The sequence below is a fragment of the Streptomyces sp. NPDC031479 genome, from assembly GCF_055581065.1.
Map to the genome: position 1 here is coordinate 83,174 of NZ_JBVIKC010000013.1, position 21,166 is coordinate 104,339.

Below are 21,166 nucleotides of genomic sequence, written 5' to 3' on the forward strand. Positions count from 1 at the left end.
CCTCCCGTCAGCCGCCGCCTCCTCGCCAGATGTTGTCGAACGCCGCCTCCTCGATGGCCCTCCGCTGCCGTACGGCGCCCAGCTCGACCACCGCGTCGTTGACGGCGGCCAGCACCGTGGCCACCGAGTCGTCGGTGACCTCCGGGACCTCCGGCGCGTGCGGCGCGTCCGCGTGCCCGTGGCCCGGGACCCCCACGGCCTCCGCGAGCAGGACGAGAACGGGGTCCTCCGATGCCCAGCGGTCCGCGGCCCGGCGGCGTGCGGGCGAATCGGCGGGCACCAGCGGGCCGGCCCGGAAGGACATGCCGCGACGCTGTTCCCGGACGAGCAGCCCGTCCGCCTCCAGCGCGGACCGGTAGGCACCGGACAGCTCGCGGCCCCTGCGCCACAGCCAGTCGGCCACCGGTTCGTAGGGCGCCTCCCGGACGAGAGCGGTGGCCGCCTCCGCCAGCAGGCGGTCGGCCGGGGCCGCTCCCCCGCCCGGCACGATGCGGTCGCCGTCGAGGGCGGCGACCCCTGCGGCGAGGAGGTCGACCAGCTCGGCGCCCGCGAGCGCGAGCGACAGGTCGCCCTGTCCGGGGGGCGGTCCGGACGCCCTGTCCATGGTGACGATCAGCAAGTCCCGTGGTGTGGTCATGAAGTGCTCCACGTCCTCTCCTGGACCCGGGCGGGGCGGGCCGCGCCGTCGCCCCGTCGGGTGCGTCCGCGGGCCCTCGTCCGGGCCCGCGCGTGCCCGAGCTTACGGAGCGCGGGCCGCCACGGCATGCGTCCGGGGCGGCGCGGCACTCCCCGACGGGGGTGTCGGGGGCATAGTGCATGATCAGGGGCCTGTTCACGTTCCCCTGGGGGGTTTCATGAGACGTTCCGTACCCACGGCCCTGGCCGTTCTGCTTGCCCTCGGCGCCACGGCGGGGTGTGGCGCGAACGCCGCGCGGCCGGCCGCCGGCCCGGCCGTGTCGGCGGCGGCGTCGCCGGCGGGCAGCCCGTCCGCCGCTCCGGTCAAGGCCCCGCCACTCACCGAGGACGCGGCGCGCGAGGTCGTCAAGGACATCGGCGCGAAGGTCGAGGCGGACAGCTTCGACGCCGAGTACTGGAAGGGGATCACCGAGGGCCCGCTGCTGGAGCAGCAGCTCGCCGTCGTGGAGACCTCCCGCAAGTACGGGACCGACCGGCAACCCGGGCCCGCCAACACCCCGGAGACCGACCCGGCGGTGCACACGTGGACCACCGGCCGGGACGACGGGAGCGACCGCTGGATCCTCGGCGCCCAGGAGCTCTCCGGCCACACGGTGGGTGCCGCCGAGAACGAGACGGTGCTGCGCTGGTCCCTGTTCCACCAGCAGCGGACGGGCTCCCCCTGGCACGAGAGCTTCCTCGCGCGCGCCATCGACGCGAAGGACCTGCCGCAGGTCGCCGTCGGCCCCGACGGCCGGGCCGCCACCGGCGGGGACGCCTCGGGGCTCGCCGCGAACCCGGCGGACGTCTGCGGGCGCTACGGCGACTACCTGCACACCGACGCCGGCGCGGGCGGCGTGAAGTGGAGCCAGGGGGTCGTCTCCCTGCGCGAATCCTTCGCCGACGGCCTCAAGGCCGAGCGCGAGCGCCTCGGCGACCCGGCCGGGCTCGAAGCCGGGGCCGAGACCGTCCGTACCCCGCACGGTCCGGTCTGGCGGACCACCGACGGCGGCGCGCTCGTCGCCTGCACGACCGTCAGCAAGCTGTCCACGGAGATGGGCCCGGGACGCTCGACGACGTTCGCCAGCAGCGGCTGGGCCGGCACGACGGGCATCCCCTGGACCTCGTACACCCAGCGGATCATGGGGCTCACCGTGCTGAAGGTCCCGGCGGGCGGATCCGGTGAGGTGTCCATCGCGGCGCAGTCGCACCTGCCGTACTCCTTCGAGGGCACCAGGTACACCGGCTGACGGCGCGGCCGTCACCCCCGTGCCGCCCCCGGGCTCACCGGGGCGGCCGCGGGCCGTCGCGCGCACTGGCGGGCGACGGTGTCGGCGAAGGTGCGGGCCAGGGGGGAGAGGGCGTCCCAGCGGCGGACGGCCCAGCCGGCGCCCAGGGGTGGGAGGGCGGGGAGCGGGACCAGGCGCAGGTCCGCGTGACCGGGGCCGAGCCAGCCGGGGAGGGCGGGCACCAGGGCGCAGCCCAGTCCCAGCTCCGCCAGGAGGATCGCGGTGTCCCAGTCGGCGACGCTGGTGTCGAAGACGGCGCGGATGCCCGATTCCCTGAGCCAGTGGTCGAGGTGGGAGCGGGAGGTCGAGTTCTCGGGCAGTCCGACGATGCGGATGCCCTCCAGGTCGGCGGGGGCGATGGACGGGTTCGCGGCCAGGGGGTGTTCGGCGCTGACGGCCAGGACCCAGGGCAGTTCGACGACGGGACGCTGTTCGATGCCGCGCACCGGCTCGCCCATCGTGATCCAGGCGAGGTCGACCCGGCCCGCGGCCACCGCCCCGCAGCAGCCCCGGCTGGAGTTCTCCGTCTCGAACTCCAGGCTGACCTGCGGGAACCGGCGCCGGAAGTCGACGACGGCGGCGGACATGAAGTGACGGACCGTCGTGGCACCGGTGGTGATCCGCACGGACCCACCGTCTCCGCGTACGAGGTCGTCGATGTCGCGCAGGGCGCGGTCGATGCTGCCGAGGCCTTCGTCGACCGCCATCCACAGGAGCTGTCCGGCCTGGGTGGGGGCCACGCCGCGGGGGTGTCGCTCCAGGAGGCTGAGGCCGAGCTCGCGTTCGAGTCGTTTCACGTGCTGGCTGACGGCCGATTGGGTGCAGTCCATGTCGCGGGCCACGGCGCTGAGTGAACCCGCCTTGCACACCGCGGAGAAGAAACGAAGATCGTCAAGAGTCACACCCCCAAGCTATCCCTTGGGTGACTGGAACCAAACCCTAGGATTGACTTGGATATTGGCCCTTGCCATGATCTTTCCCGGGCCCAGGGCGGCAACCCGGCAGGGGCCTGAGCATCGGTCCGGACCACCGCTCAGGACACTGCCGGGTGTCGACCCGACCTCACCCCACCCGGGAAGGAACGATCCAGATGCCACGATCGGCCGACCGCGTATCCGCCGCCTTACGCCTCCTGGAGGAACTCGGCGCCTCCACCGCCGACCATCCCGGCGGCACCCTCGGCGCACACCTGCGACGGGTACGGGAGCAGCTCGAACGCTGGGACGCGCGCCCCGCCCTCCAGCTCGCCGGACTGTGCCACGCCTTCTACGGAACCGACGGCTTCGCCAACGCGCCCCTGCCGCTCGGACAGCGCTCCCGGCTGGCCGAGGTGATCGGCGCCGAAGCCGAATCGATCGTCTACTTCTACGCGAGCTGCGACCGCGCCGCGTCCTACCCCACGCTGGCCGACGCCGGCTCACCCTTCCGCGACCGGTTCACCGGCGCCCGGTTCGTCCCCACCCCGCGCCGGCGCAGGGACTTCGTGGAACTGACCGCCGCCAACGAGGTGGACATCGCGCGCGTCGACGGCGACTTCCGCGCGAGGTGGGGAGCCGACCTCCTGTCCATGTTCACCCGGCTGCGGCCACTGCTGAGCCCGCCGGCCTGGCAGGACTGCGTGACCGTACTCGCCCCTCCCCCGTAGTTACGCAAACTTCCCTCACTCATGTACTTTGAGGGAAGTTAAGGGTCCCACCGCGCAGGGAGGCGGGGCAGGGAGCAGAGTGGCGACGGGGTGGACGGTGTGACGCGGCAGCAGCTCTACTACTCGGTGGAACAGGTGGCGGACCTGCTGGGGCTGCATGTACGGACCGTCCGGGGGTACGTCCGGGACGGCCGGCTGAAGGCGGCCCTCGTCGGCCGGCAGTACCGGGTCACCCACGAGGACCTGGAGGCCTTCACCGGCCTTCCCGCCCCCTCGCCCGCCCGCCCCGCGCGGCACACCGAGGTGTCGGGCATCGTACAGATCGACGCGATCGCCCCCGGTTCCGTCGACCGCCTGACCAATCTGCTGATGGCCGCCGTCGCGGGCCGCCACGGCGACGACCGGCTGCGCGTGGAAAGCGTCCACGACAGGGAACGCGCCACCCTCAAGATCATCGTCTTGGGCGGCCTGGACACCACGGCCGAACTCCTGCGGCTCATCGACTCGGTGATCGAGGACCTGGAATGATCCGGCGTCCGCCGGACCGCCCCACGACGAAAGGGACGCCTCCCATGGCTGACACGATCGAGGAACTCGCCGGCACCTCCGTCCTCTTCCGCTCGGGCGACGCAGCTCCCGTCCGCGACGAGCGCGATGCGACCGACCTGATCGGCGAGGGGATGTACCGGGGCGCGGAGTGGGTCGTACTGCCGGCCGAGTGCCTGCCGGAGGACTTCTTCCGGCTGCGCACCCGTCTGGCGGGCACCGTCGTCCAGAAGTTCGCCAACTACCGGATGGGACTGGCGGTCATCGGTGACATCGCGCACCACATCGACGCCAGCGACTCCCTGCGGGACTTCGTCCGGGAGAGCAACCGCGGCACCCAGCTGTGGTTCCTGTCCGACACGGAGGCCTTCCGCACCCGGCTGGCCGGCCTGCGGGCCTGAGGAGCGAGGGGCCCGAGGGGGCCGAGGGGCCGGGGCGGGTGGCCGTCAGCCGAGCGCCGCGGCCAAGAGCGCCGCCGTCCTGGCCACGAGCGGGTGGTCGGCCGCGGCGTCCGGCCGGTCGTGGGTCGTCAGGACGGCCATCACCACGGGCGGGCGGTGCGGGGGCCAGGCGACGCCGGCGTCGTTGTTCGTGCCGTAGGCGCCGCCGCCGGTCTTGTCGCCCAGGGTCCAGTCTGCGGGCAGGCCCTTGCGGAAACGCTCGGTGCTCGTGGTGTTCGCCAGGAGCCATCCGGTGAGCCGCTCGCGGTCGTGCGCCGCGAGCGCGTCTCCGAGGACCAGTGCTTCGTAGGTCCGCCCGATGGCGCGCGGGGTGGTGGTGTCGGTCGGCCGGCCGGGCTCGGCGGAGTTCAGTTCGGGCTCCCAGCGGTCCAGCCGGGTGGTGCGGTCCCCCACCGACCGGCAGAAACGGGTGACCGACTCCGGGCCGCCCAGCTCCCGCAGCAGCAGGTTCGCCGCGGCGTTGTCGCTCTGGCAGATCGCCGCGGCGCACAGCCGCTCGACGGTCATGCCGGCCGCCAGGTTCTCGGGCAGGCCGGTGACGGGACCGAATCCGGAATCCTTCACTTCCTGTTCGGTGTAGAAGAGGCGCGTGGCCAGGAACTCCCCGTCGCGGTCGAGGTCGCGCAGGACCGCGGCGACGGCGAGGGTCTTGAAGACCGAGCACATCGGAAAACGCTCCTCCGCCCGGTGCAGCACGGTCCGGCCGGTGGCCGTGTCCCGGGCGTACACCCCCAGGCGGGCGGAGTGTTCCCGTTCGAGGGCGCGCAGCTCCCGCAGGACGTCCCCCTCCCCCTTCCCCGGCGGCGCGGCGAAGGCCGCGGACCCTCCCAGGGGGATCCCCGCCAACACCGCTCCCGCTGTGGCGGTCAGCACGGCACGACGGGTCGGACGGGCTCCTGTGGTCCCCACGATGCGCTCTCCCCTACGGCTCTTGCGGTCCCCGTACGCCCTTCAGAACGCCTCGGGCGGCCCACCGGTTCCCTCGCCCACCGCCGGTCCGCGGTGCATCGTCGCTTCGAGCCAGCCCCGGTAGGCGGGGACCGAGGTCCATATTCCGGGACCGTCGCCGCACTTGGGGTCCACGGCGTGGTCGCCGTCACCGGAGGTGGCGCCGACGAGCCTCCAACGGCCGCCGGTCCGCTGGATCTGCGGTCCGCCGGAGTCTCCGTAGCAGGCCATCGCGCCGGGCTCCCGGCTGGTCGTGCACAGCTCGCCGGCGGCTGCCAGCCCGAGGCACACGGTCGGGGCGGCGCTCCGGGTGTCCAGCTCCTGCAGCCGCTCGGACAGCACCCATTCCTCGGCGGTCTGCACGTCGGCCAGGGCTCCGAAGCCGAGGATGCGGGTGTCGGCGCCCACCCGGGGCGCGCGTGCGGCGATCTCGATCGGTTGCTGCGGGACCGGACGGTCCAGCCGGAGCAGGGCGATGTCGTCGTGCGAGCGGCCTTCCCGCCCGTCGTAGCCGGGGTGGACGACCTTCTCGACGATGGTGCGGACCGTGCCGCCCGAGTGCCGGCGCTCGCTGCCGACCCTGACGGTGCCTGTCGGGTGGGAGGTCGGCGTCTCCTCGGCGCAGTGGGCGGCGGTGACCACCCAGTCGCGTGCGATCAGCGATCCGCCGCACACCCCGTCGATCCGCTCGGCGCCGTAGGCGTAGGTCATCGGAATGGACACCATGAACGGGTAGGGCCCGGCGGCGTCGTGGCCGTTGACGATGGCGTGGGCACCGCCGACCGTCGCGGTCGCGCACAGCGCGACGACCGCCCCGATCACGGCGACCCGTACCGGCGTACGGCGCGGCCCTCTGGTGCGGGCGGCGGCCGGGGGCCGGCGGGGGACGGCCTCGGTGGCAGCGGACATGGTGGCGCCCTTCCCTTCTCCGGGACGGGAAGCGCCTGGTGGCGGGGTCCCGGGGCCGGCCCGGAACCGCGGCGCGTGGACCGGTCCCCGGCGGGTGGTGGGCCGCGCCGGTGGGGAACGGCCACCATGCCACCGTAGGCGGATCCCGGCCTGGTCGGCCACGCGGGCGGGGCCCCACCACCCGCCGGGGACCGGTCGTCCGGATCCGGGCGTGACCCCGCCCCCGGACGCTCGTTGAACGGGGCGGTCAGCGAAGTGCACGGAGCCCCGGGATGGTGTCCCGGGGCTCCGTGGTGGGTGCGGGCCGCCGGGATCCGCGCGCGACCGGATCAGTGCACGAGCGGCGTCAGTACACGAGCTTGTACGTCACGTCCTTCGCGACCGGCGCCGGTGCGGTGTCCGGGTAGACGAGCCGGATCTTGGTGAAGCGTCGCAGGTCGGGGGCGGTGGGCCACTGGTCGGGCTCGCTCAGTGTCACCTTCACCGGGTAGCCGAGGAAACGGCCCTCCGCGCAGTTGGGACGGCATTCGTTCACCATGTCGATTCCGGTGGCCGTCGCGGTCCGCCGGCCCCAGCTGTCCCAGTGCAGCCGGACGAGGCGGTTGTTCCCGTCACCGCAGGCCAGCACGAAGTCGTCGGGCCGCACCTGGGCCTTCTCGAAGCAGTCGACCACCACCACGGGGGCCTGATCCGGTGTGGCCGCCGGCCGCGCGGCGGCCGGAACGGCCGCCACGGCCAGGACGGCGGCCGCGCACAGCACGGTGGCCGTCCGCAGCCGGCTCCGGGGCGTGCGGATGAGCCGTTCGTCTCCTGAAGCGTCCACGAGGCCTCCCTCGCCCGTCCGGACTGCTGTCGGCCCTGAGGCCATGCCCAGCTTCCCCCACTCGGGCGAACCGCGCACCCGCTGGCAACCCCGACGGCCGTGCCGGGATGCCCTTGAAGATCTTCTTCAGGCCTCTTCCGGTGCGGCGTCGGCCTCCTCACCGGCGGCCAGGAAGTCGGCGACCCGGCGGTCGGTCTCCGCGGGCGCGGCGGTGGGCAGCGCGAAGTGGGTCAGGTGGGCGACGGTCTCGATGCGGGCGTGCGGTGCTGCGGCCGGCGTCTCCGAGGATGTCGACGGCGAGCACCCGATGACGCGCCCCGAGGGCACGGGCGTTGGCGAACCAGACCGTACCGGTGGAGCCGCCGCCGTGGAGCAGGAGGAGCGGGGTGGCGTCCGCGGGCCCGTAGGCGTGGACGCGGGTGGTGCCGTACGGGGTGGGGACATCGATCTCGGTGGTGCCCGCGGGCCAGCGGGCGAGCAGTGCGTCGTAGGCGGCGAAGAACTCCTGGGATCCGGTCACGGTCGACTCCTCGGCGTTCGGCATCGGTTGGCCGATTCTCCCGTTCGGCGCGATACCGGCACGGCGGGCGGTGACGCCCCTTCCGCTGATGCGGCCGGTCCACGTCCCGGGACGGATGCCGGTGCCGACGGGCGGAGGTGGCGTTCCGTGTGCGGATTCAGGTGAAATGGGCGGTGTCCGTATCCACTCGCCGGTCGTGCCCATCCCGGGGGAGCCCGTGTACCAGCCTCAGGCCCGTCGTCCCGCTCATTCGTTACGCGCGGAGGCGGCGTTCCACACCCGCCTCGACGACGTCGGCGCGCAGCTCCTCGAACCCGTCTGGCTCGGCAACGCCACCCCGCACCGGGTCCGCTGCGCGGCCGGCCATCTGTGCGCCCCGCGCCCGTCGAACGTCCAGCAGGGGCAGGGCCTGTGCCGGACCTGCGCGCGCAAGGACCCGGCCGCCGCCTCGGCCGCCTTCGTGGAACGTCTGACGGCCGTCGGCGCCGTCCTGCTCGAACCCCTCTGGCTCGGCGTCCACACCCCTCACCTCATCCGCTGCGCCGCGGGCCACATCAGCCGCCGGCGGCCGTCCGCGGTGCGCCGCAGCGGCCGCGTCTGCCGCGCCTGCCCGCGGTCCGGGGGCGCTCCGGGGGACGGTTCCCAGGGGCGGGCGCCGTACGATGCCCGGCCAACCGCCCTGGAGGGCAACGGCTGTTGCGGGGCACCCCCTTCGGACGGGGGAGCCGACGGCCGGGGTACTGTCGCGGGGGATCGTCTCGTGCGTGCGATCGGCGCCGTGTCGGCGCACGGCGGAGCGGAGAGCCGCGGTCCCGGCCCGGCCCACTTCCACCTCTGCCCCCAGGAGCCACCCATGGCGCGCTCGCTCGACGGTCTCGTCTTCGTCCCGGTGTCCGATCAGGCGCCCGGCCAGGTCGGCCGGCAGACCCGTTTCGAGTACCACGAGCGGGACGGCCACGTCTGGGCCGAGTACCGCGGCGGGGACGTCGTCAGGGGGCACCTCGTCGGTACCCGGACCGGTGACACCGTCGACTTCCGCTACGTCCAGCTCCGGCTCGACGGCACGACCGCGTCCGGACACTGCGTTTCGCTCGTGAGGGCCCTCGCCGACGGCCGCCTCCGCCTGGAGGAGACCTGGACGTGGGAGTCCCAGGAGGGAAGCGGCACCAGCGTCGTCGAGCAGCCCGCGGCCTGAGCCCGCGGTCTTCTCCGGCGCCCCATCCACCGCCGGCCGCCGTGCGGTCACAGGCGGAGAACGACCAGGGCGGTGTCGTCCGTGATGCCGGCGGGCGGGACCAGGTCGATCAGGAGGGCGTCGGCCAGGCTGTCGGGGTCGGCGGTCCGGTGGCGGATGACGGAGTCGGCGAGCCGGCGCAGGCCGATGTCGATGTCCTCGTGGCGCCGCTCGACGAGTCCGTCGGTGTAGAGGACGAGGGTGGAGCCCTCGGTGAAGCCGGTCCGGCTCTGCGGGCGGCTCACGTGTTCGGGGCGGGCGCCCAGTGGGGGGTCGGTCGCCTGGTCGAGGAAGGTCACGCTGCCGTCCGGGTGGCAGAGCACCGGCGGGGGGTGGCCGGCGCTGCTGTAGGTGAGGGTGTGGGCGGACCAGTCGATGAAGACCGACACGGCGGTGGCGGACTCGGCGCCCTTGACGAAGCGGGCGTAGAGACCGAGGACCTCGAGGGCCTGGGCGGGACCCCCGGCGACCCGGGAGGCGGCGGACAGGGCGCTGCGGAGCTGGCCCATGACACCGGCGGCGGTCAGTCCGTGGCCGACGACGTCCCCGACGGCGACCGCGGTGCACCGGCGGCCAGGCAGGTCGAACAGGTCGTACCAGTCGCCGCACACGTTGAGGGATCCGGTGGCGGGCCGGTAGCGCACCGCTGCACCGTGGTGACCCAGCGGGTCGGGCTCGGGCAGCATCGCCTGCTGGAGGTGGAGCGCGACCTCGCGTTCTCGGGCGTGGGCCTCGCGCAGGCGCTGGTTCAGCTCCTGCAGTTCCCGGGCCCGGGTGTAGAGCTCCGCTTCCAGGACCCTGGCACGGGCACCGCCGCTGCGGGTACCGCGGGCACGGATGAGTTCCGTGACCTCCTCGACCCGGTGGAGCACGAGCACCACGGAACCGTCCGGGCCGAGCACCGGTACGTTGACCGGGCTCCAGTAGCGCTCCTCCCACGTGCCCGGCCGGTCGGGGTCCTGCACGTCGTAGCGCTGCAGGGCCATGCTGTCGGCTTCCCCGGTGGAGGCGACCCGGCGGAGGGACGCGTGGAGGTTGCTCATGCCGCTGGCGGCCGGGTCGCCGGGGTTGTCGGGGAAGACGTCGAAGAGGTAGCGGCCCAGGACCTCCTCGGCAGCGCGGCCCGAAAGGCGCAGGTAGGCCTCGTTGGCGTCGGCGAACACGAGGTCCGTGGTCAGCAGGGCGACCGCGCCCGGCAGCGCCCGGAAGACCGCTTCGAAGTCGATACCGGTAGCGCCCACACTCCACCTGCCCGCGTACGACCGTTCGGTCTTGCACTTCTCTCACCATAGGCAGGGCGGAGGGATCCGACCCGGTGGCACGCACGGGCGACGGCGCAGGGCCACCGGCGCCCGCGCCCGCCGGGCCGGGACGCAGGGGCTCGCGGGCGTAGGGGCTCGCGGGCATAGGGGATCCGGGCATAGGGGATCCGGGCGCAGCTCCGGGCGCAAGGGGGTGCCGGTGCGCCCCGCGGCGGGGGCACCCGTACGCGGGCAGCCCCGAGCCGCCGGCACGGAGGTCGGCAAAGGCGGGACTCGCCAACACTTTACCCACCTCTGATGGCATGCTCGCGTCAAATCTGCAAGGCTTCCGGCAGCTGTCGCCCCGACCCGGGCGGCACCGCACCCATCTCACCACCGCGCTCGCGCGAGCGACGCGCACAGCCCCCGGCCGCCCTCCGGCGCACCCTCGCCGTCCGGGCGGTCACCGAGCAGGCCGGGATCCCGGCCGCCTCAAAGGAGTTCCGTGTGAGATCCACCCCCCACAAGGCCCTCGCGACGACCGTGCTGGCCGTCGCCGCGCTGGCCGCCGCCTCGGTCACCGCCACCCCCGCGGCCGCCGCACCGGCCCCCGCCCCACGGGCCGCCGCCTGTACGCCGGCCCAGGTCGTCACCAACGGTGGTTTCGAGAGCGGCACTTCGCCCTGGAGCCAGTCCCAGGCCGGCGTCATCACCAGCCGCGCCGGCCAGAGCGCCCACGGCGGTTCCTCCTTCGCCTGGCTGAACGGCGTCGGCAGCACGCACACCGACACGCTGTCCCAGAGCGTCACGATCCCCTCCGGATGCAGCAGCGCCACCCTCACCTTCTGGCTGCACATCGACACCGCCGAGACCACCACGTCCACGAAGTACGACAAGCTGACGGCGAAGATCGGCAGCACGACGCTCGCGACGTACTCGAACCTGGACAGGAACACCGGCTACGTACAGAAGTCCTTCGACGTGTCGGCGTTCGCCGGCCAGACCGTGAGCGTCGCCTTCACCGGGACCGAGGACTCCAGCCTCCAGACGAGCTTCGTGGTCGACGACGTGGCCCTCGACACCTCCGGCGGCACCACCCCGCCCGGGGACTCCACCCGTACCCCGTCCGCCCCCTCGTACACCGTCAGCCTCAGCAGCAACACCGCGGGAACCGGCTGGACCGGGCACGAGAGCGCCACTTTCACCAACTCCTCCGCCACCGCGCTCAGCGAGGTGTACCTGCGGCTGTGGGACAACTACCACGGCACCTGCTCCGCCATGCCGATCACGGTCACCAACGTCACCGGGGGCACCGCGGGCGCGCTCAGCGTCGGCTGCACGGCCCTCAAGATCGACCTGCCCGCGCCGCTGCCCCAGGGGCAGAGCGCCACGATCGGCTTCGACCTCGGCATCACCGTGCCCAGCGGCGCCGACCGCTTCGGCTACGACGGGGCCTTCAGCATGCTCGGCAACGCCCTGCCGGTGCTCGCGGTCAGGGACGGGGCGGGCTGGCACCTGGACCCGTACACCAACAACGGGGAGTCCTTCTACTCCCTGGCCTCCGACTTCAAGGTGACCCTGGACCACCCGAGCGCCCTGCTCGTACCGGCCACCGGCGCCTCCGTCGACACCCCCGGGACCAGCGGGCGCACGATCACCACCGCCACCGCCGCCAAGGTCCGGGACTTCGCCTGGGCGGCCGGTCCGTTCAGCAAGATCTCCGGCACCTCGGCCGGCGGCACCCCGGTCAACATCTACTCCGTCTCGGGCATCAGCTCGTCCGACGCGCAGTCGATGCTCAGCACCGCCAAGTCCGCGGTGGACGCCCACTCGGCCCGCTTCGGGGCGTACCCGTACGGCGAGCTGGACGCGGTGATCGACAACAACTACTGGTTCGGCGGGATGGAATACCCCGGGTTCGTCCTGGACCTGGTCAGCACGACGGCGCTCACCCACGAGATCGCGCACCAGTGGTGGTACGGCATCGTCGGCGACGACGAGTACACCAGCCCCTGGCTGGACGAGGCCTTCACCGACTACGCCACCGACCTGGCGCAGAACAAGACCGGAACCGGCTGCTGGAACAGCGTCTCCTGGGCCTCTTCCGCCGAGAAGATCACCAACAACATGGGCTACTGGGACGCCCACTCCTCCCGGTACTCCACCGTCGTCTACGGCTACGGCAAGTGCGCCCTGCACGATCTGCGGCGCGTCCTCGGTGACACCGCGATGGCCAAGGTCCTCAAGGACTACGCCACTTCGCACTGGTACGGGGTCTCGACCACGGCCGAGTTCAAGACGGCCGCCCAGGCTGCCACGGCCACGGACCTGACCTCCTTCTGGACCCAGCACCGCATCGACGGCTGACGGTCCGACCCGGTCCGCCGCGGTGGGCGCCCGCTCGGGCGTCACCCGCGACGGACCGGCGGCGGGGGTGCGGGCCGGGTGGGTGGCGGGCCGGTGAACGGCCCGTGTGACCATGGCGCGTCGGCACAACCGCACCTCACGGGGGACCCAGCCATGCGCACGCGCACCACCACCGCCACCACCCGCCTGGCCGCCGCGCTCGCCGCGCTGCTCGTCCTGGCGGGCTGCAGCTCGTCGGGCGAGGAGCCGAACGGGAAGGCCGGTTCCGCCGCATCGGCCCCCGCACCCGCGCAGGGCGGTACGGGCGGGTACGAGGGCCCCCGGCCACAGGACCAGAACCTCCTCGCCTGGACCGGCGACCCCAATGACGCCGGGCACGTCACCGCCCAGTCGGCCGCGGGGGTCGGCGGGCGCGTCACCCTGGTACGGATCGTGCTGCGCGAGCAGATCACGTGGTCCAACATCTGGCTGGGCCTGGCCGGCATCGACCCCAACGCGCAGCTCTCCAACTGCTACCTGGGCGTCTACGACGACAAGGGCGCCCTGCGCTCGGCCACCGCCGACATCTCCCCGCAGCTGATGACGGACGCGATCGCCAAACCGCTGCCCCTGGCCAAGCCGTTCACCGCCGCCCCCGGGACCTACTTCATCGCCCTCCTGCTCAACGGCAACTGGGCCACCAACGCCCTCACCCTGAAGTCCACGGGCGCCGGAATCTCGGTCAACGCCGGCCTGACGCCGCCCAGGCTCCGCTACAGCACCGTCCTGACCGGCCAGACCTCGCTGCCGGCCACCGTGAACCTCGCCGAACAGGGCACGAGCACCATCAACACCGGCTGGGCGAGCCAGTGGTACGCGGTCTCCTAGGCCGCGCGGTCTCCCAGGCCGCGCGGTCCCGACACCCACGGGCCTTGACCTCAAGCGGAGTCGAGGTATCAGAATGATCCGCATGGACACCGAAACCGTAGACATCAAGGCCATCGAACAGGTCGTCGCCGCCGTCGAGCGCACTCAGCGCTCCAAGGACGCCGAGGGGTTCCTCGCGCTCTTCCACCCCGACGCCCTCTGGACCACCGCCCACGGCAAGGTCCTCGTCGGCCGCGACGCGATAGCCGAGTTCACCCGCGCCGTCCTGCCCGACGCGAACTGGGACGGCGAGGTCACCTACGAGGCGGTGCACACGCGGTTCCTGCGGCCCGACGTCGCGGCCGTCAAGGTCCGGCAGGTCTACCACTCGGCCGAGGGCGACACCGAGGGCGCCCCGCTGTACGTCATGACCAAGCAGGAAGACGGGACCTGGCTGCTGCACGCCTGCCAGAACACCGAGGTGCGGGGCGGCTAGCCGGGCGTCCGGACGGTCGTGGTCGTGCCGGTCCAGGCGATCTCGAAGTACGTGACGCGGTCGTCCTCTCCCACGGGTCGCATGCCGGCCGCCGTCATGACGCGGTGGGACGCGATGTTCTCGTGATCGGCGTCGCCCCGCACGCACCTGATGCCGTGGTCCCGTGCACACACGAGCAGCGCGCGGAGGGCTTCGGAGGCGTATCCCCGGCCCCGCGCCGAGGGGATGAGGCCGTAGCCGATCGTGACGCGGCCGTCCTGGTCCGCGGGTCCGTGGAAGCCCGCGCCGCCGATCGCGGCGCCGTCCTCGCGGCGGCGGATCTCATAGTTGCCGAACGGCCGGGGGTCGCCGGTGTCCGCGAGGGTGCGCAAGAGGCGCTCGGCGGCGACGACGTCGCCGTGGGTGGGGTATCCGGGCGCCCATCGGGCGCCGCGGGGCGGTTCGCCCGCCGCCAGCCGCCCGGCCTCGTCGCCGGTCATCGGATGGAGCACGAGCCGCGCCGTCACCAGATCTCCCATGGCAGGAGGACTATCACGCGGAGCGCTCGGCGCGCACGGGAACAGTCAGGCCGGGACGGCGAGAACGCGCCGGAGCGGGCGCGGTGACGGCGGGGCCCGGGTGACGCGGGCCCGGCCGGCCGGGGCGACCCGGCCGACCGGGCCCGCGGCCGGTGGTCAGCGGTCGGTGGTCAGCGGTCGGTGGTCAGCGGTCGGTGGTCAGCGGTCAGTGGCCGAATTCGAACCAGTTGACGTTCACGAAGTCGGCCGGCTGACCGCTGGTGAAGGTCAGGTACACGTCGTGGGTGCCGGTGACGCCCGAGATGTTCGCCGGGACGGTCCGCCAGCTCTGCCAGCCACCGGTGCCGGCGACGGCGAAGCTGCCGATCGGGGGGTTGGCGCGGCTGTCCAGGCGCACCTCGACCAGTCCGCTGACCCCGCCCGCCGCACCGCTCGCGACGCGGGCCCGGAACTGGGTCGCGGCCGAGGCGCCGAAGTCGACCCCCCGGTAGCGGGCCCAGTCGCCCTGGGCGGCCGAGCCGACGTCCTGGCCGCCGCCGGTGTCGGTGGTGGTCTCGGCCGTCAGGCCCCCCTGGCCGTCGTACGACTCCGCCTGGATCGCCGCGTAGGCGTCACGGCCGCCGGTCGGCGGTGTGGGAGTCGGTGTGGGGGTGGGGGTGGGGGTGGGGGTGGGGGTCGGGGTGGGCGGGGTGGTGGCGCCCGTGCCGCTCTGCCAGACCGCCACGTAGTCCACCGTCATGGGGTGACCGGGCTCGGTGCCGGCGTCCGGGCCGCCGCCGAAGGCCCCGGGGAACGCCCCGCCCATGGCGACGTTCAGGATGAGGAAGAAGCCGTGGCCGGTCGCCGCGTTCCAGGTGGCGGCGTCCATCCGGTCCGCGCGGACGGTGTGGAAGTTGACGCCGTCGAGGTAGAAGCGGACCTCTTCGGGGCTGGTGCCGCGGTCCCATTCGGCGGCGTAGGTGTGGAAGCCCCCCTGACAGGTGGCCGGTGAGCAGACCTGCTGGCCACCGATGCCTGAGGTCTCGTTGCACGGTCCGCCGGGGCTGGTGCCGCAGTGCATCGTGGCCCACTCGTTGTTGATGCCCTGGACGTTCTCCATGATGTCGATCTCGCCGATGCCGGGCCAGTTCCACCAGTTGCCCCGGTAGGGGGCGCCCAGCATCCAGAAGGCGGGCCAGTAGCCCTTGGCCGCCGCGCCCGTGACGTTCGGCATCTGGACCCGGACCTCGACGCGCAGCTTGCCGCCGGCGGGCGGCTGGAAGTCGGAGCGCCTCGTCTCGACGCGGCCCGAGGTCCAGTTGCCGGCGCCGTCTCGCCGCGGGGTGATGCGCAGGTTGCCGGCGCCGTCGAGGGAGACGTTGGACGGGTCGGCGGTCATCGTCTCGACCTCGCCCGTGCCGAAGCCGGCCGGGCCGCCCGGGTAGCTCGTCCCGGTCGTGTACTGCCAGTCGGCGCCGTTGACCCCGGATCCCGCGGGACCGTTGAAGTCGTCGCGGAAGACCGAGGTCCAACCGGGCGGGTCGGCGGGTACCGAGGCGTCGGCCGGGATGGCGACGAGCACGGCGGCGGCCGGCAGGAGCAGCGCGGCGACGGCGAGGGCCGCTCGCCTCAGGAGTCCTCGCGGTGGGGGCGTAACTCTCATGGGAACCCTCTCTGGGGGGTGGCCGGGTGGGAGATGAGAGCGCTCTCAATGAACGGGTGCGCCGCCACTGTGCCCCTCGGCCCCACGCGTGGGCAAGAGGTGAACACGTAAAACCCGAGCACGAACCGAAGCCTTCACTTACTGAACGACGCCGCCGCGCGCGATGACGTCGGCGTACCAGCGGGCGCTGTCCTTCGGTGTCCGCCGCTGGGACGCGAAGTCGACGTGGACGATGCCGAACCGCTTGCCGTAGCCGTGCGCCCACTCGAAGTTGTCCAGCAGCGACCACAGGAAGTACCCGCGCACGTCGGCCCCCCGCCCGATCGCCCGGTGCACCGCGGCCAGGTGGGCCCGCAGGTAGGCGATCCGTTCCGGGTCGCGGACCCGGCCGGCCGGGTCCGCGTAGTCGTGGTACGCCGCCCCGTTCTCGGTGACCAGCAGCGGTACGCCGGGCAGTTCCTCGGCGAGCGCGGTGAGCAGCCCGTAGAGCCCCTCCGCATCGACCGGCCAGTCCATGGCGGTCCGGGGGCCGGGGAGGCTCGGGAAGCGTACGTGCCCTTCGGCCGCAGGCCAGGGCGAAGGCGTCGGGCAGTCGCCCGCCGCGACGACGGTCGGGGCGTAGTAGTTGACGCCGAGGGAGTCGACCGGCGCGGAGGCGGTCCTCAGGTCGCCGTCGCGCACGAAGGACCAGTCGGTGACCGGTGCCGTGTCGCGGACCAGGTCCTGCGGGAGCCGGGCGTGGAAGACGGGGTCGAGGAAGATCCGGTTGCCGAGGGCGTCGATCCTGCGGGCGGCGTCGCGGTCGGCCGCGGAGTCCGTCAGCGGGCGCACCGCGTGCAGGTTGAGGGTCAGGGAGACCTCGGCCGAGGGCGCCGCGGAGGCGCGCAGCGCCTGGACGGCACGCCCGTGGGCGAGGTTGAGGTGGTGGGCGGCGCGCAGGGCGGCGGCCGGGTCGGTGCGGCCCGGGGCGTGCTCCCCGGAGGCGTAGCCCAGGAAGGCGGTGCACCAGGGCTCGTTGAGGGTCGTCCAGGTCGTCACCCGGTCACCGAGGGCCCCGGCGGTGAGGAACGCGTACTCGGCGAAGCGGTCGGCCGTCTCCCGGCGGGGCCAGCCCCCAGCGTCCTCCAGTTCCTGGGGCAGGTCCCAGTGGTAGAGCGTGGCGACCGGGCGGATCCCGGCGTCCAGCAGCGTGTCGGTGAGCCGCCGGTAGAAGTCCAGGCCCCGCGGGGAGGCCGGGCCGCAGCCGGTCGGCTGCACCCGGGGCCAGGAGACGGAGAAGCGGTAGTCGCTCACCCCGAGGCGCTTCATGAGGGCGACGTCCTCGCGCATGCGGTGGTAGTGGTCGGCGGCGACGTCTCCGGTGTCGCCGTTGCGGACCTTGCCGGGGGTGCGGCTGAAGGTGTCCCAGATGGACGGGGTGCGGCCGTCCTCGGTGGCCGCACCCTCGATCTGGTAGGCGGCGGTGGCCGTCCCCCAGCGGAATCCCCGGGGGAATCGCAGGAGCGGCGAGGCGTCGGGGCGTGCGTCGACGGCTGTCATCGGAGGGGAACTCCCGGGGTGTGAGGGCGGACGGGACGGGACTGGGGGGAGGGAACGGGACGGCGGGCGGGTACGGGTGCGGGGTGCGCGGCGTCAGCCCTTGACCGCGCCCTGCATGATGCCGCCGACGATCTGACGGCCGAGGAGGCCGAAGACCAGCAGTACGGGAAGGGTGCCGAGCAGGGTGCCCGCCATGATCACGGACTGGTCGTGGACGTATCCGCCGCCCAGCTGGCGGAGTGCGACCTGCACGGTCGGTTCCTGCGAGGAGAGCGCGACGACGGGCCAGAAGAAGTCGTTCCACGCCGTCATGAAGGTGAGCAGGCCGAGCACGGCCATGCCGGGCCGGGCGATCGGCAGCACGACGGACCGGAAGATGCGGGCGGTGGAGGCGCCGTCGACGCGGGCCGCTTCGATCAGTTCGTCGGGCAGGGACTGGACGAGGACCTGCCGCATGAAGAACACGCCGAAGGCCGATACGAGTCCGGGCAGGACGACGGCCTGCAGCTGGTTGACCCAGTGGAGCCGGGCGATCAGCATGAAGAGCGGGATCACCGCGAGCTGCGGCGGGATCATCATGGTGGACACGGTGAGGGTGAGCAGCAACCCCCGCCCGCGGAAGCGCAGTTTGGCGAAGGCGAAGCCGGCGAGGGTGGAGCACAGGACGGTGCCGACGGTGATCGAGCCGGAGACGATCAGGGAGTTGAGCAGGGCCTTGCCGATGTCGGCCTCCTCCAGGACCTGCCGGAGGTTGTGCATCAGGTGCGGGCCGGGCAGCAGCGAGGGCGGGGTCCTCGCGAGGTCGGCGTTGGAGCGGCTGGCGGCGACGATCGTCCAGTAGAACGGGAACGCCGAGACCAGCACGGCCGCGGTGAGGACCGCGTACGTGAGCCGGCCGCCGCGCCGCGGTCCGCCGGTCCGGCCGCGCCGGCGGACGGGGGCGGTGGGGGGCCCGGCGGCCGCGCGGCGCGAGGGCGGGGCGGTGACGGCGGTCATCGGGCGGCCTCCTTGCGGGAACGGCTGCGTACGAGGAGGGCGTTGGCGCCCACCAGTACCAGGATGAGCAGGAACGTCACCCAGGCGATCGCGGCGGCGCGGCCCAGGTGGAAGAAGCCCCAGCCCTGTTCGTACAGGTAGAGGCCGAGGGTCTGATATTGGTGCGAGATGCCGCCCGAGACGGAACCCTCGAAGAGCAGCGGTTCGCCGAAGAGCTGGGTGGCGCCGATGGTCGAGACGACGGCGGTGAAGACGATCGTGGGGCGCAGTCCGGGCAGGGTGACGTGGACGAACTGCCGCCAGCCGGAGGCTCCGTCCAGCTCGGCCGCCTCGTAGAGCTCGGCCGGGATGCTCTGCATGCCGGCCAGGTAGATCAGGGCGTTGTAGCCGGTCCAGCGCCACACGACGATCGAGGAGACCGCGAGCTGGGAGGCGACGGTGCCGGTCTGCCAGTCCACCGGGCCGATGCCGGTGAGGCCGAGGAGGTAGTTGACCATGCCGAAGTCGCGGCCGAAGAGCTGGGCGAAGACGAGGGTGGCGGCGGCGACGGAGGTGGCGTACGGGAGCAGGACGGCGGTCCGGAAGAAGGTGCGGGCGCGCAGGCGGCGGTTGAGCAGGTGGGCGAGGCCGAGGGCCATGGCGAGCTGGGGAACGGTGGAGAGGACCCCGATGGTGAAGGTGTTGCGCAGCGCGGTCCAGAAGTAGCTGTCGGAGAAGAGCGCCGCGTAGTTGTCCAGGCCCCTCCACTGCATCGCTCCGGGCGTCTGGAGTTCGACGCGGTAGAGCGAGACGTAGGCGGTGTAGAGGAGCGGGAAGAGGCCGAAGGCGGCGAAGAGGGTGAAGAACGGGGCGACGTAGGCGTACGGGGCCAGGGAGCGCCGGACCCGTCGGGCGGGTGGCGGGCGTCCGGTACCGGTGGTGGTCGATGGGGCGGGGCGGGTCATCGGCGGGCCCTTCGGGGGCGACGGCTGGGGGGCGGGAGGGGCGGCGGCGGTCAGCCGGTGGCGTTCCGTACGCCCTTCCCGGCGGTCTCCCACGCCTTGTCCGGTGCGGTGCCCTTGCGCTCGACCTCGCTCAGCGCGTTCGTGATCTGGTCCGCGATGGTCTTGTCGGCGGCTCCGAGCACCTGGACGGGTGCGGCCTTGGCGGCGTCTCCGAAGATCCGGCCGGTGGGGGCCTGCGAGAAGTAGGGGTCCTTGACGTCGGCGACCTTGGCGATCGCGCCGGTGGAGGAGGGGAAGGAACCCTGCTTCTCGAAGAGGCGGGCCTGCTGTTCGGGGGCGGTGAGCCACTGGATGAGCGCGTAGGCCTCCTTCTTGTGCTTCGCGGCGCGCGGGACCGCGAGGTAGGAGCCGCCCCAGTTCCCGGCGCCGCCCGGCAGCGCGGCGACGTCCCACTTGCCCGCGCCGGCGTCGCCCGCCTGGCCCTTGATGTAGCCGAGCATCCAGGCGGGGCACGGGAGGGTGGCGAAGGAACCGGCGGCGAAGGCCTGGTTCCACGGCGGGGACCACTGGTCGAGCTTGGCGCTCAGTCCGTCCTGGGCGGCGCGCACGGAGGTGTCCCACGCCGTCCTGACGGCCGGGTTGGTCTCGTACACCAGCGCGCCGGAGGCGTCGTAGTAACGTTCCTTCGCCTGTCCGGTCATGACGGCGTAGAGGCTGCCCACGCTGTCCAGCCAGGCACTCTTGTCGGGGGCGTGGTCGCGGTAGCGCCGGCCCAGCTCCAGGTACCCGTCCCAGGTGGACCACTGGGCGGCGAGTTCCTCGCGTCCGGTGGGCAGTCCGGCCTTCTCGAACAGGTCGCGGCGGTAGCACATGGCCTCGGGTCCGACGTCGGTGCCCAGGCCCAGTACCTTGCCGTCCTTGGTGGTGGCCGCCGACCACTTGGCGTCGGCGAAGGAGTTCCGCAGTGCGCCCGCCCCGTAGGCGGTGAGGTCCTCGAACCTGTCCGACTGCTGCTGCGTCACCGCGGCGATCCGGCCGACCTCGATGCCCTGTACGTCGGCGAGGCCTCCCCCGCCCGCGAGCCGGGTCTGCAGGGACTTCCAGTAGTCCTGCTCGTCCTCGGTGTCCGTCTGCTTGACCGTGACCTCCGGATGCAGCTTCTCGTACTCCGCGTAGAGCCCGGCCTCCTTGTAGCCGAACGAGCCGAAGAGGTCGACGGTGACGGTGACCTTGCCCCCGGCGCCCGCGGCGGCGCCCTGCGGTTCCCCACCGGATCCGCAGGCGGCCAGCAGCGCCCCGGCGAGGGCGACCGCGCCGAGGCGGAGGGCGACGCCCCGGGTTCTGGCGGGGGTGGTGCCGGCGGGGATGCCGGCGGTGGTGGCGGCTCGGGCTGTGGGCATGGCTGATCTCCCCTGGGCTTCGGCGTACACGGCTGAGAGCGCTCTCAAGCGCTGCGTCTGGAGAGTGCCCCGCCCGGATCTTCCCGTCAAGACCTGAACGCGTAACGGCTGTGCGGGCAGGCGTGGT

General features: G+C 73.1%; 21 protein-coding genes. 8 read left to right on the top strand and 13 right to left on the bottom strand.

What is annotated here, in order from left to right; translation table 11 throughout:
• Positions 1-7: 7 nt before the first annotated feature.
• Positions 8-637, bottom strand: a complete 630-nt coding sequence (locus ACZ5D2_RS17040) for a GOLPH3/VPS74 family protein (RefSeq protein WP_468930001.1) — start codon at positions 635-637, stop codon at positions 8-10.
• Between the two features lie 217 nt (positions 638-854).
• Here ACZ5D2_RS17040 and ACZ5D2_RS17045 point away from each other — a divergent pair, with 217 nt between their 5' ends.
• On the top strand, positions 855-1,925 hold the full coding sequence (locus tag ACZ5D2_RS17045) for a DUF8094 domain-containing protein (RefSeq protein WP_371675037.1): 1,071 nt from the start codon (positions 855-857) through the stop codon (positions 1,923-1,925).
• An 11-nt stretch (positions 1,926-1,936) separates the two neighbouring features.
• Here the strand turns inward: ACZ5D2_RS17045 and ACZ5D2_RS17050 are convergent, their stop codons facing one another.
• Positions 1,937-2,866 carry a LysR family transcriptional regulator gene (locus ACZ5D2_RS17050; protein ID WP_371675038.1) on the bottom strand — a complete coding sequence of 310 codons (930 nt, stop codon included), beginning with the start codon at positions 2,864-2,866 and terminating at the stop codon, positions 1,937-1,939.
• A gap of 188 nt (positions 2,867-3,054) precedes the next feature.
• Between ACZ5D2_RS17050 and ACZ5D2_RS17055 the strand changes: the two genes are divergently transcribed.
• The 3 genes from ACZ5D2_RS17055 to ACZ5D2_RS17065 all read left to right on the top strand — a co-directional run bounded on the left by ACZ5D2_RS17055 (position 3,055) and on the right by ACZ5D2_RS17065 (position 4,556).
• Positions 3,055-3,609, top strand: coding sequence for a DUF6817 domain-containing protein (locus ACZ5D2_RS17055; protein WP_371675039.1), 555 nt, complete (start codon positions 3,055-3,057; stop codon positions 3,607-3,609).
• A gap of 99 nt (positions 3,610-3,708) precedes the next feature.
• On the top strand, positions 3,709-4,137 hold the full coding sequence (locus tag ACZ5D2_RS17060; RefSeq protein ID WP_371675040.1) for a helix-turn-helix domain-containing protein: 429 nt from the start codon (positions 3,709-3,711) through the stop codon (positions 4,135-4,137).
• Positions 4,138-4,181: 44 nt separating this feature from the next.
• On the top strand, positions 4,182-4,556 hold the full coding sequence (locus ACZ5D2_RS17065) for a DUF4180 domain-containing protein (protein ID WP_468930007.1): 375 nt from the start codon (positions 4,182-4,184) through the stop codon (positions 4,554-4,556).
• A gap of 45 nt (positions 4,557-4,601) precedes the next feature.
• Here the strand turns inward: ACZ5D2_RS17065 and bla are convergent, their stop codons facing one another.
• The 4 genes from bla to ACZ5D2_RS17085 all read right to left on the bottom strand — a co-directional run bounded on the left by bla (position 4,602) and on the right by ACZ5D2_RS17085 (position 7,816).
• Positions 4,602-5,525, bottom strand: coding sequence for a class A beta-lactamase (gene bla, locus ACZ5D2_RS17070; RefSeq protein WP_468930010.1), 924 nt, complete (start codon positions 5,523-5,525; stop codon positions 4,602-4,604).
• A 42-nt stretch (positions 5,526-5,567) separates the two neighbouring features.
• On the bottom strand, positions 5,568-6,473 hold the full coding sequence (locus ACZ5D2_RS17075) for a S1 family peptidase (RefSeq protein ID WP_371675043.1): 906 nt from the start codon (positions 6,471-6,473) through the stop codon (positions 5,568-5,570).
• 346 nt (positions 6,474-6,819) lie between these two features.
• A complete protein-coding gene (locus ACZ5D2_RS17080) occupies positions 6,820-7,296 on the bottom strand; it encodes a hypothetical protein (RefSeq protein WP_468930014.1) in 477 nt (158 codons plus the stop codon).
• Positions 7,297-7,453: 157 nt separating this feature from the next.
• The gene (locus tag ACZ5D2_RS17085) at positions 7,454-7,816 is read right to left on the bottom strand and encodes an alpha/beta fold hydrolase (RefSeq protein WP_468930017.1); all 363 of its coding nucleotides are present in this window, start codon (positions 7,814-7,816) and stop codon (positions 7,454-7,456) included.
• Positions 7,817-8,669: 853 nt separating this feature from the next.
• Between ACZ5D2_RS17085 and ACZ5D2_RS17090 the strand changes: the two genes are divergently transcribed.
• Positions 8,670-9,011, top strand: a complete 342-nt coding sequence (locus ACZ5D2_RS17090; protein WP_371681068.1) for an avidin-fold protein — start codon at positions 8,670-8,672, stop codon at positions 9,009-9,011.
• 47 nt (positions 9,012-9,058) lie between these two features.
• Here the strand turns inward: ACZ5D2_RS17090 and ACZ5D2_RS17095 are convergent, their stop codons facing one another.
• Positions 9,059-10,291, bottom strand: a complete 1,233-nt coding sequence (locus ACZ5D2_RS17095; RefSeq protein ID WP_468930020.1) for a PP2C family protein-serine/threonine phosphatase — start codon at positions 10,289-10,291, stop codon at positions 9,059-9,061.
• Positions 10,292-10,798: 507 nt separating this feature from the next.
• Here ACZ5D2_RS17095 and ACZ5D2_RS17100 point away from each other — a divergent pair.
• The 3 genes from ACZ5D2_RS17100 to ACZ5D2_RS17110 all read left to right on the top strand — a co-directional run bounded on the left by ACZ5D2_RS17100 (position 10,799) and on the right by ACZ5D2_RS17110 (position 14,000).
• Positions 10,799-12,658: a M1 family metallopeptidase gene (locus tag ACZ5D2_RS17100; protein ID WP_468930022.1), complete on the top strand. Its 1,860-nt coding sequence runs from the start codon at positions 10,799-10,801 to the stop codon at positions 12,656-12,658.
• Between the two features lie 153 nt (positions 12,659-12,811).
• Entirely contained in the window at positions 12,812-13,525 is a 714-nt protein-coding gene (locus ACZ5D2_RS17105) for a hypothetical protein (RefSeq protein WP_371675048.1), read from the top strand.
• A 73-nt stretch (positions 13,526-13,598) separates the two neighbouring features.
• Positions 13,599-14,000 (top strand): SgcJ/EcaC family oxidoreductase, encoded by a 402-nt coding sequence (locus tag ACZ5D2_RS17110; protein ID WP_371675049.1) that lies wholly within the window; start codon positions 13,599-13,601, stop codon positions 13,998-14,000.
• Here ACZ5D2_RS17110 and ACZ5D2_RS17115 read toward each other — a convergent pair.
• The 6 genes from ACZ5D2_RS17115 to ACZ5D2_RS17140 form a co-directional block, all read right to left on the bottom strand.
• Entirely contained in the window at positions 13,997-14,518 is a 522-nt protein-coding gene (locus ACZ5D2_RS17115; RefSeq protein ID WP_468930026.1) for a GNAT family N-acetyltransferase, read from the bottom strand. The genes ACZ5D2_RS17110 and ACZ5D2_RS17115 overlap by 4 nt on opposite strands.
• 205 nt (positions 14,519-14,723) lie before the next feature.
• Complete coding sequence (locus ACZ5D2_RS17120) at positions 14,724-16,160, bottom strand: glycoside hydrolase family 16 protein (RefSeq protein ID WP_468930029.1); 1,437 nt, start codon at positions 16,158-16,160, stop codon at positions 14,724-14,726.
• Positions 16,161-16,298: 138 nt separating this feature from the next.
• The gene (locus tag ACZ5D2_RS17125; protein ID WP_371675052.1) at positions 16,299-17,699 is read right to left on the bottom strand and encodes a GH1 family beta-glucosidase; all 1,401 of its coding nucleotides are present in this window, start codon (positions 17,697-17,699) and stop codon (positions 16,299-16,301) included.
• Positions 17,700-17,792: 93 nt separating this feature from the next.
• Positions 17,793-18,695, bottom strand: a complete 903-nt coding sequence (locus ACZ5D2_RS17130; RefSeq protein WP_468930032.1) for a carbohydrate ABC transporter permease — start codon at positions 18,693-18,695, stop codon at positions 17,793-17,795.
• Complete coding sequence (locus ACZ5D2_RS17135; RefSeq protein WP_468930035.1) at positions 18,692-19,639, bottom strand: carbohydrate ABC transporter permease; 948 nt, start codon at positions 19,637-19,639, stop codon at positions 18,692-18,694. Before ACZ5D2_RS17135 ends, ACZ5D2_RS17130 begins: the two co-directional genes overlap by 4 nt.
• Before the next feature lie 50 nt (positions 19,640-19,689).
• On the bottom strand, positions 19,690-21,039 hold the full coding sequence (locus ACZ5D2_RS17140; protein WP_371675055.1) for an ABC transporter substrate-binding protein: 1,350 nt from the start codon (positions 21,037-21,039) through the stop codon (positions 19,690-19,692).
• Positions 21,040-21,166: the final 127 nt, after the last annotated feature.

What these genes read in the sequence shown, in the direction of transcription:
- ACZ5D2_RS17040 (WP_468930001.1), bottom strand. Translation starts at nt 637, where the DNA reads ATGACCACACCACGGGACTTGCTGATCGTCACCATGGACAGGGCGTCC.
- ACZ5D2_RS17045 (WP_371675037.1), top strand. Translation starts at nt 855, where the DNA reads ATGAGACGTTCCGTACCCACGGCCCTGGCCGTTCTGCTTGCCCTCGGC.
- ACZ5D2_RS17055 (WP_371675039.1), top strand. Translation starts at nt 3,055, where the DNA reads ATGCCACGATCGGCCGACCGCGTATCCGCCGCCTTACGCCTCCTGGAG.
- ACZ5D2_RS17065 (WP_468930007.1), top strand. Translation starts at nt 4,182, where the DNA reads ATGGCTGACACGATCGAGGAACTCGCCGGCACCTCCGTCCTCTTCCGC.
- ACZ5D2_RS17075 (WP_371675043.1), bottom strand. Translation starts at nt 6,473, where the DNA reads ATGTCCGCTGCCACCGAGGCCGTCCCCCGCCGGCCCCCGGCCGCCGCC.
- ACZ5D2_RS17090 (WP_371681068.1), top strand. Translation starts at nt 8,670, where the DNA reads ATGGCGCGCTCGCTCGACGGTCTCGTCTTCGTCCCGGTGTCCGATCAG.
- ACZ5D2_RS17105 (WP_371675048.1), top strand. Translation starts at nt 12,812, where the DNA reads ATGCGCACGCGCACCACCACCGCCACCACCCGCCTGGCCGCCGCGCTC.
- ACZ5D2_RS17110 (WP_371675049.1), top strand. Translation starts at nt 13,599, where the DNA reads ATGATCCGCATGGACACCGAAACCGTAGACATCAAGGCCATCGAACAG.
- ACZ5D2_RS17115 (WP_468930026.1), bottom strand. Translation starts at nt 14,518, where the DNA reads ATGGGAGATCTGGTGACGGCGCGGCTCGTGCTCCATCCGATGACCGGC.
- ACZ5D2_RS17120 (WP_468930029.1), bottom strand. Translation starts at nt 16,160, where the DNA reads ATGAGAGTTACGCCCCCACCGCGAGGACTCCTGAGGCGAGCGGCCCTC.
- ACZ5D2_RS17125 (WP_371675052.1), bottom strand. Translation starts at nt 17,699, where the DNA reads ATGACAGCCGTCGACGCACGCCCCGACGCCTCGCCGCTCCTGCGATTC.
- ACZ5D2_RS17130 (WP_468930032.1), bottom strand. Translation starts at nt 18,695, where the DNA reads ATGACCGCCGTCACCGCCCCGCCCTCGCGCCGCGCGGCCGCCGGGCCC.
- ACZ5D2_RS17135 (WP_468930035.1), bottom strand. Translation starts at nt 19,639, where the DNA reads ATGACCCGCCCCGCCCCATCGACCACCACCGGTACCGGACGCCCGCCA.
- ACZ5D2_RS17140 (WP_371675055.1), bottom strand. Translation starts at nt 21,039, where the DNA reads ATGCCCACAGCCCGAGCCGCCACCACCGCCGGCATCCCCGCCGGCACC.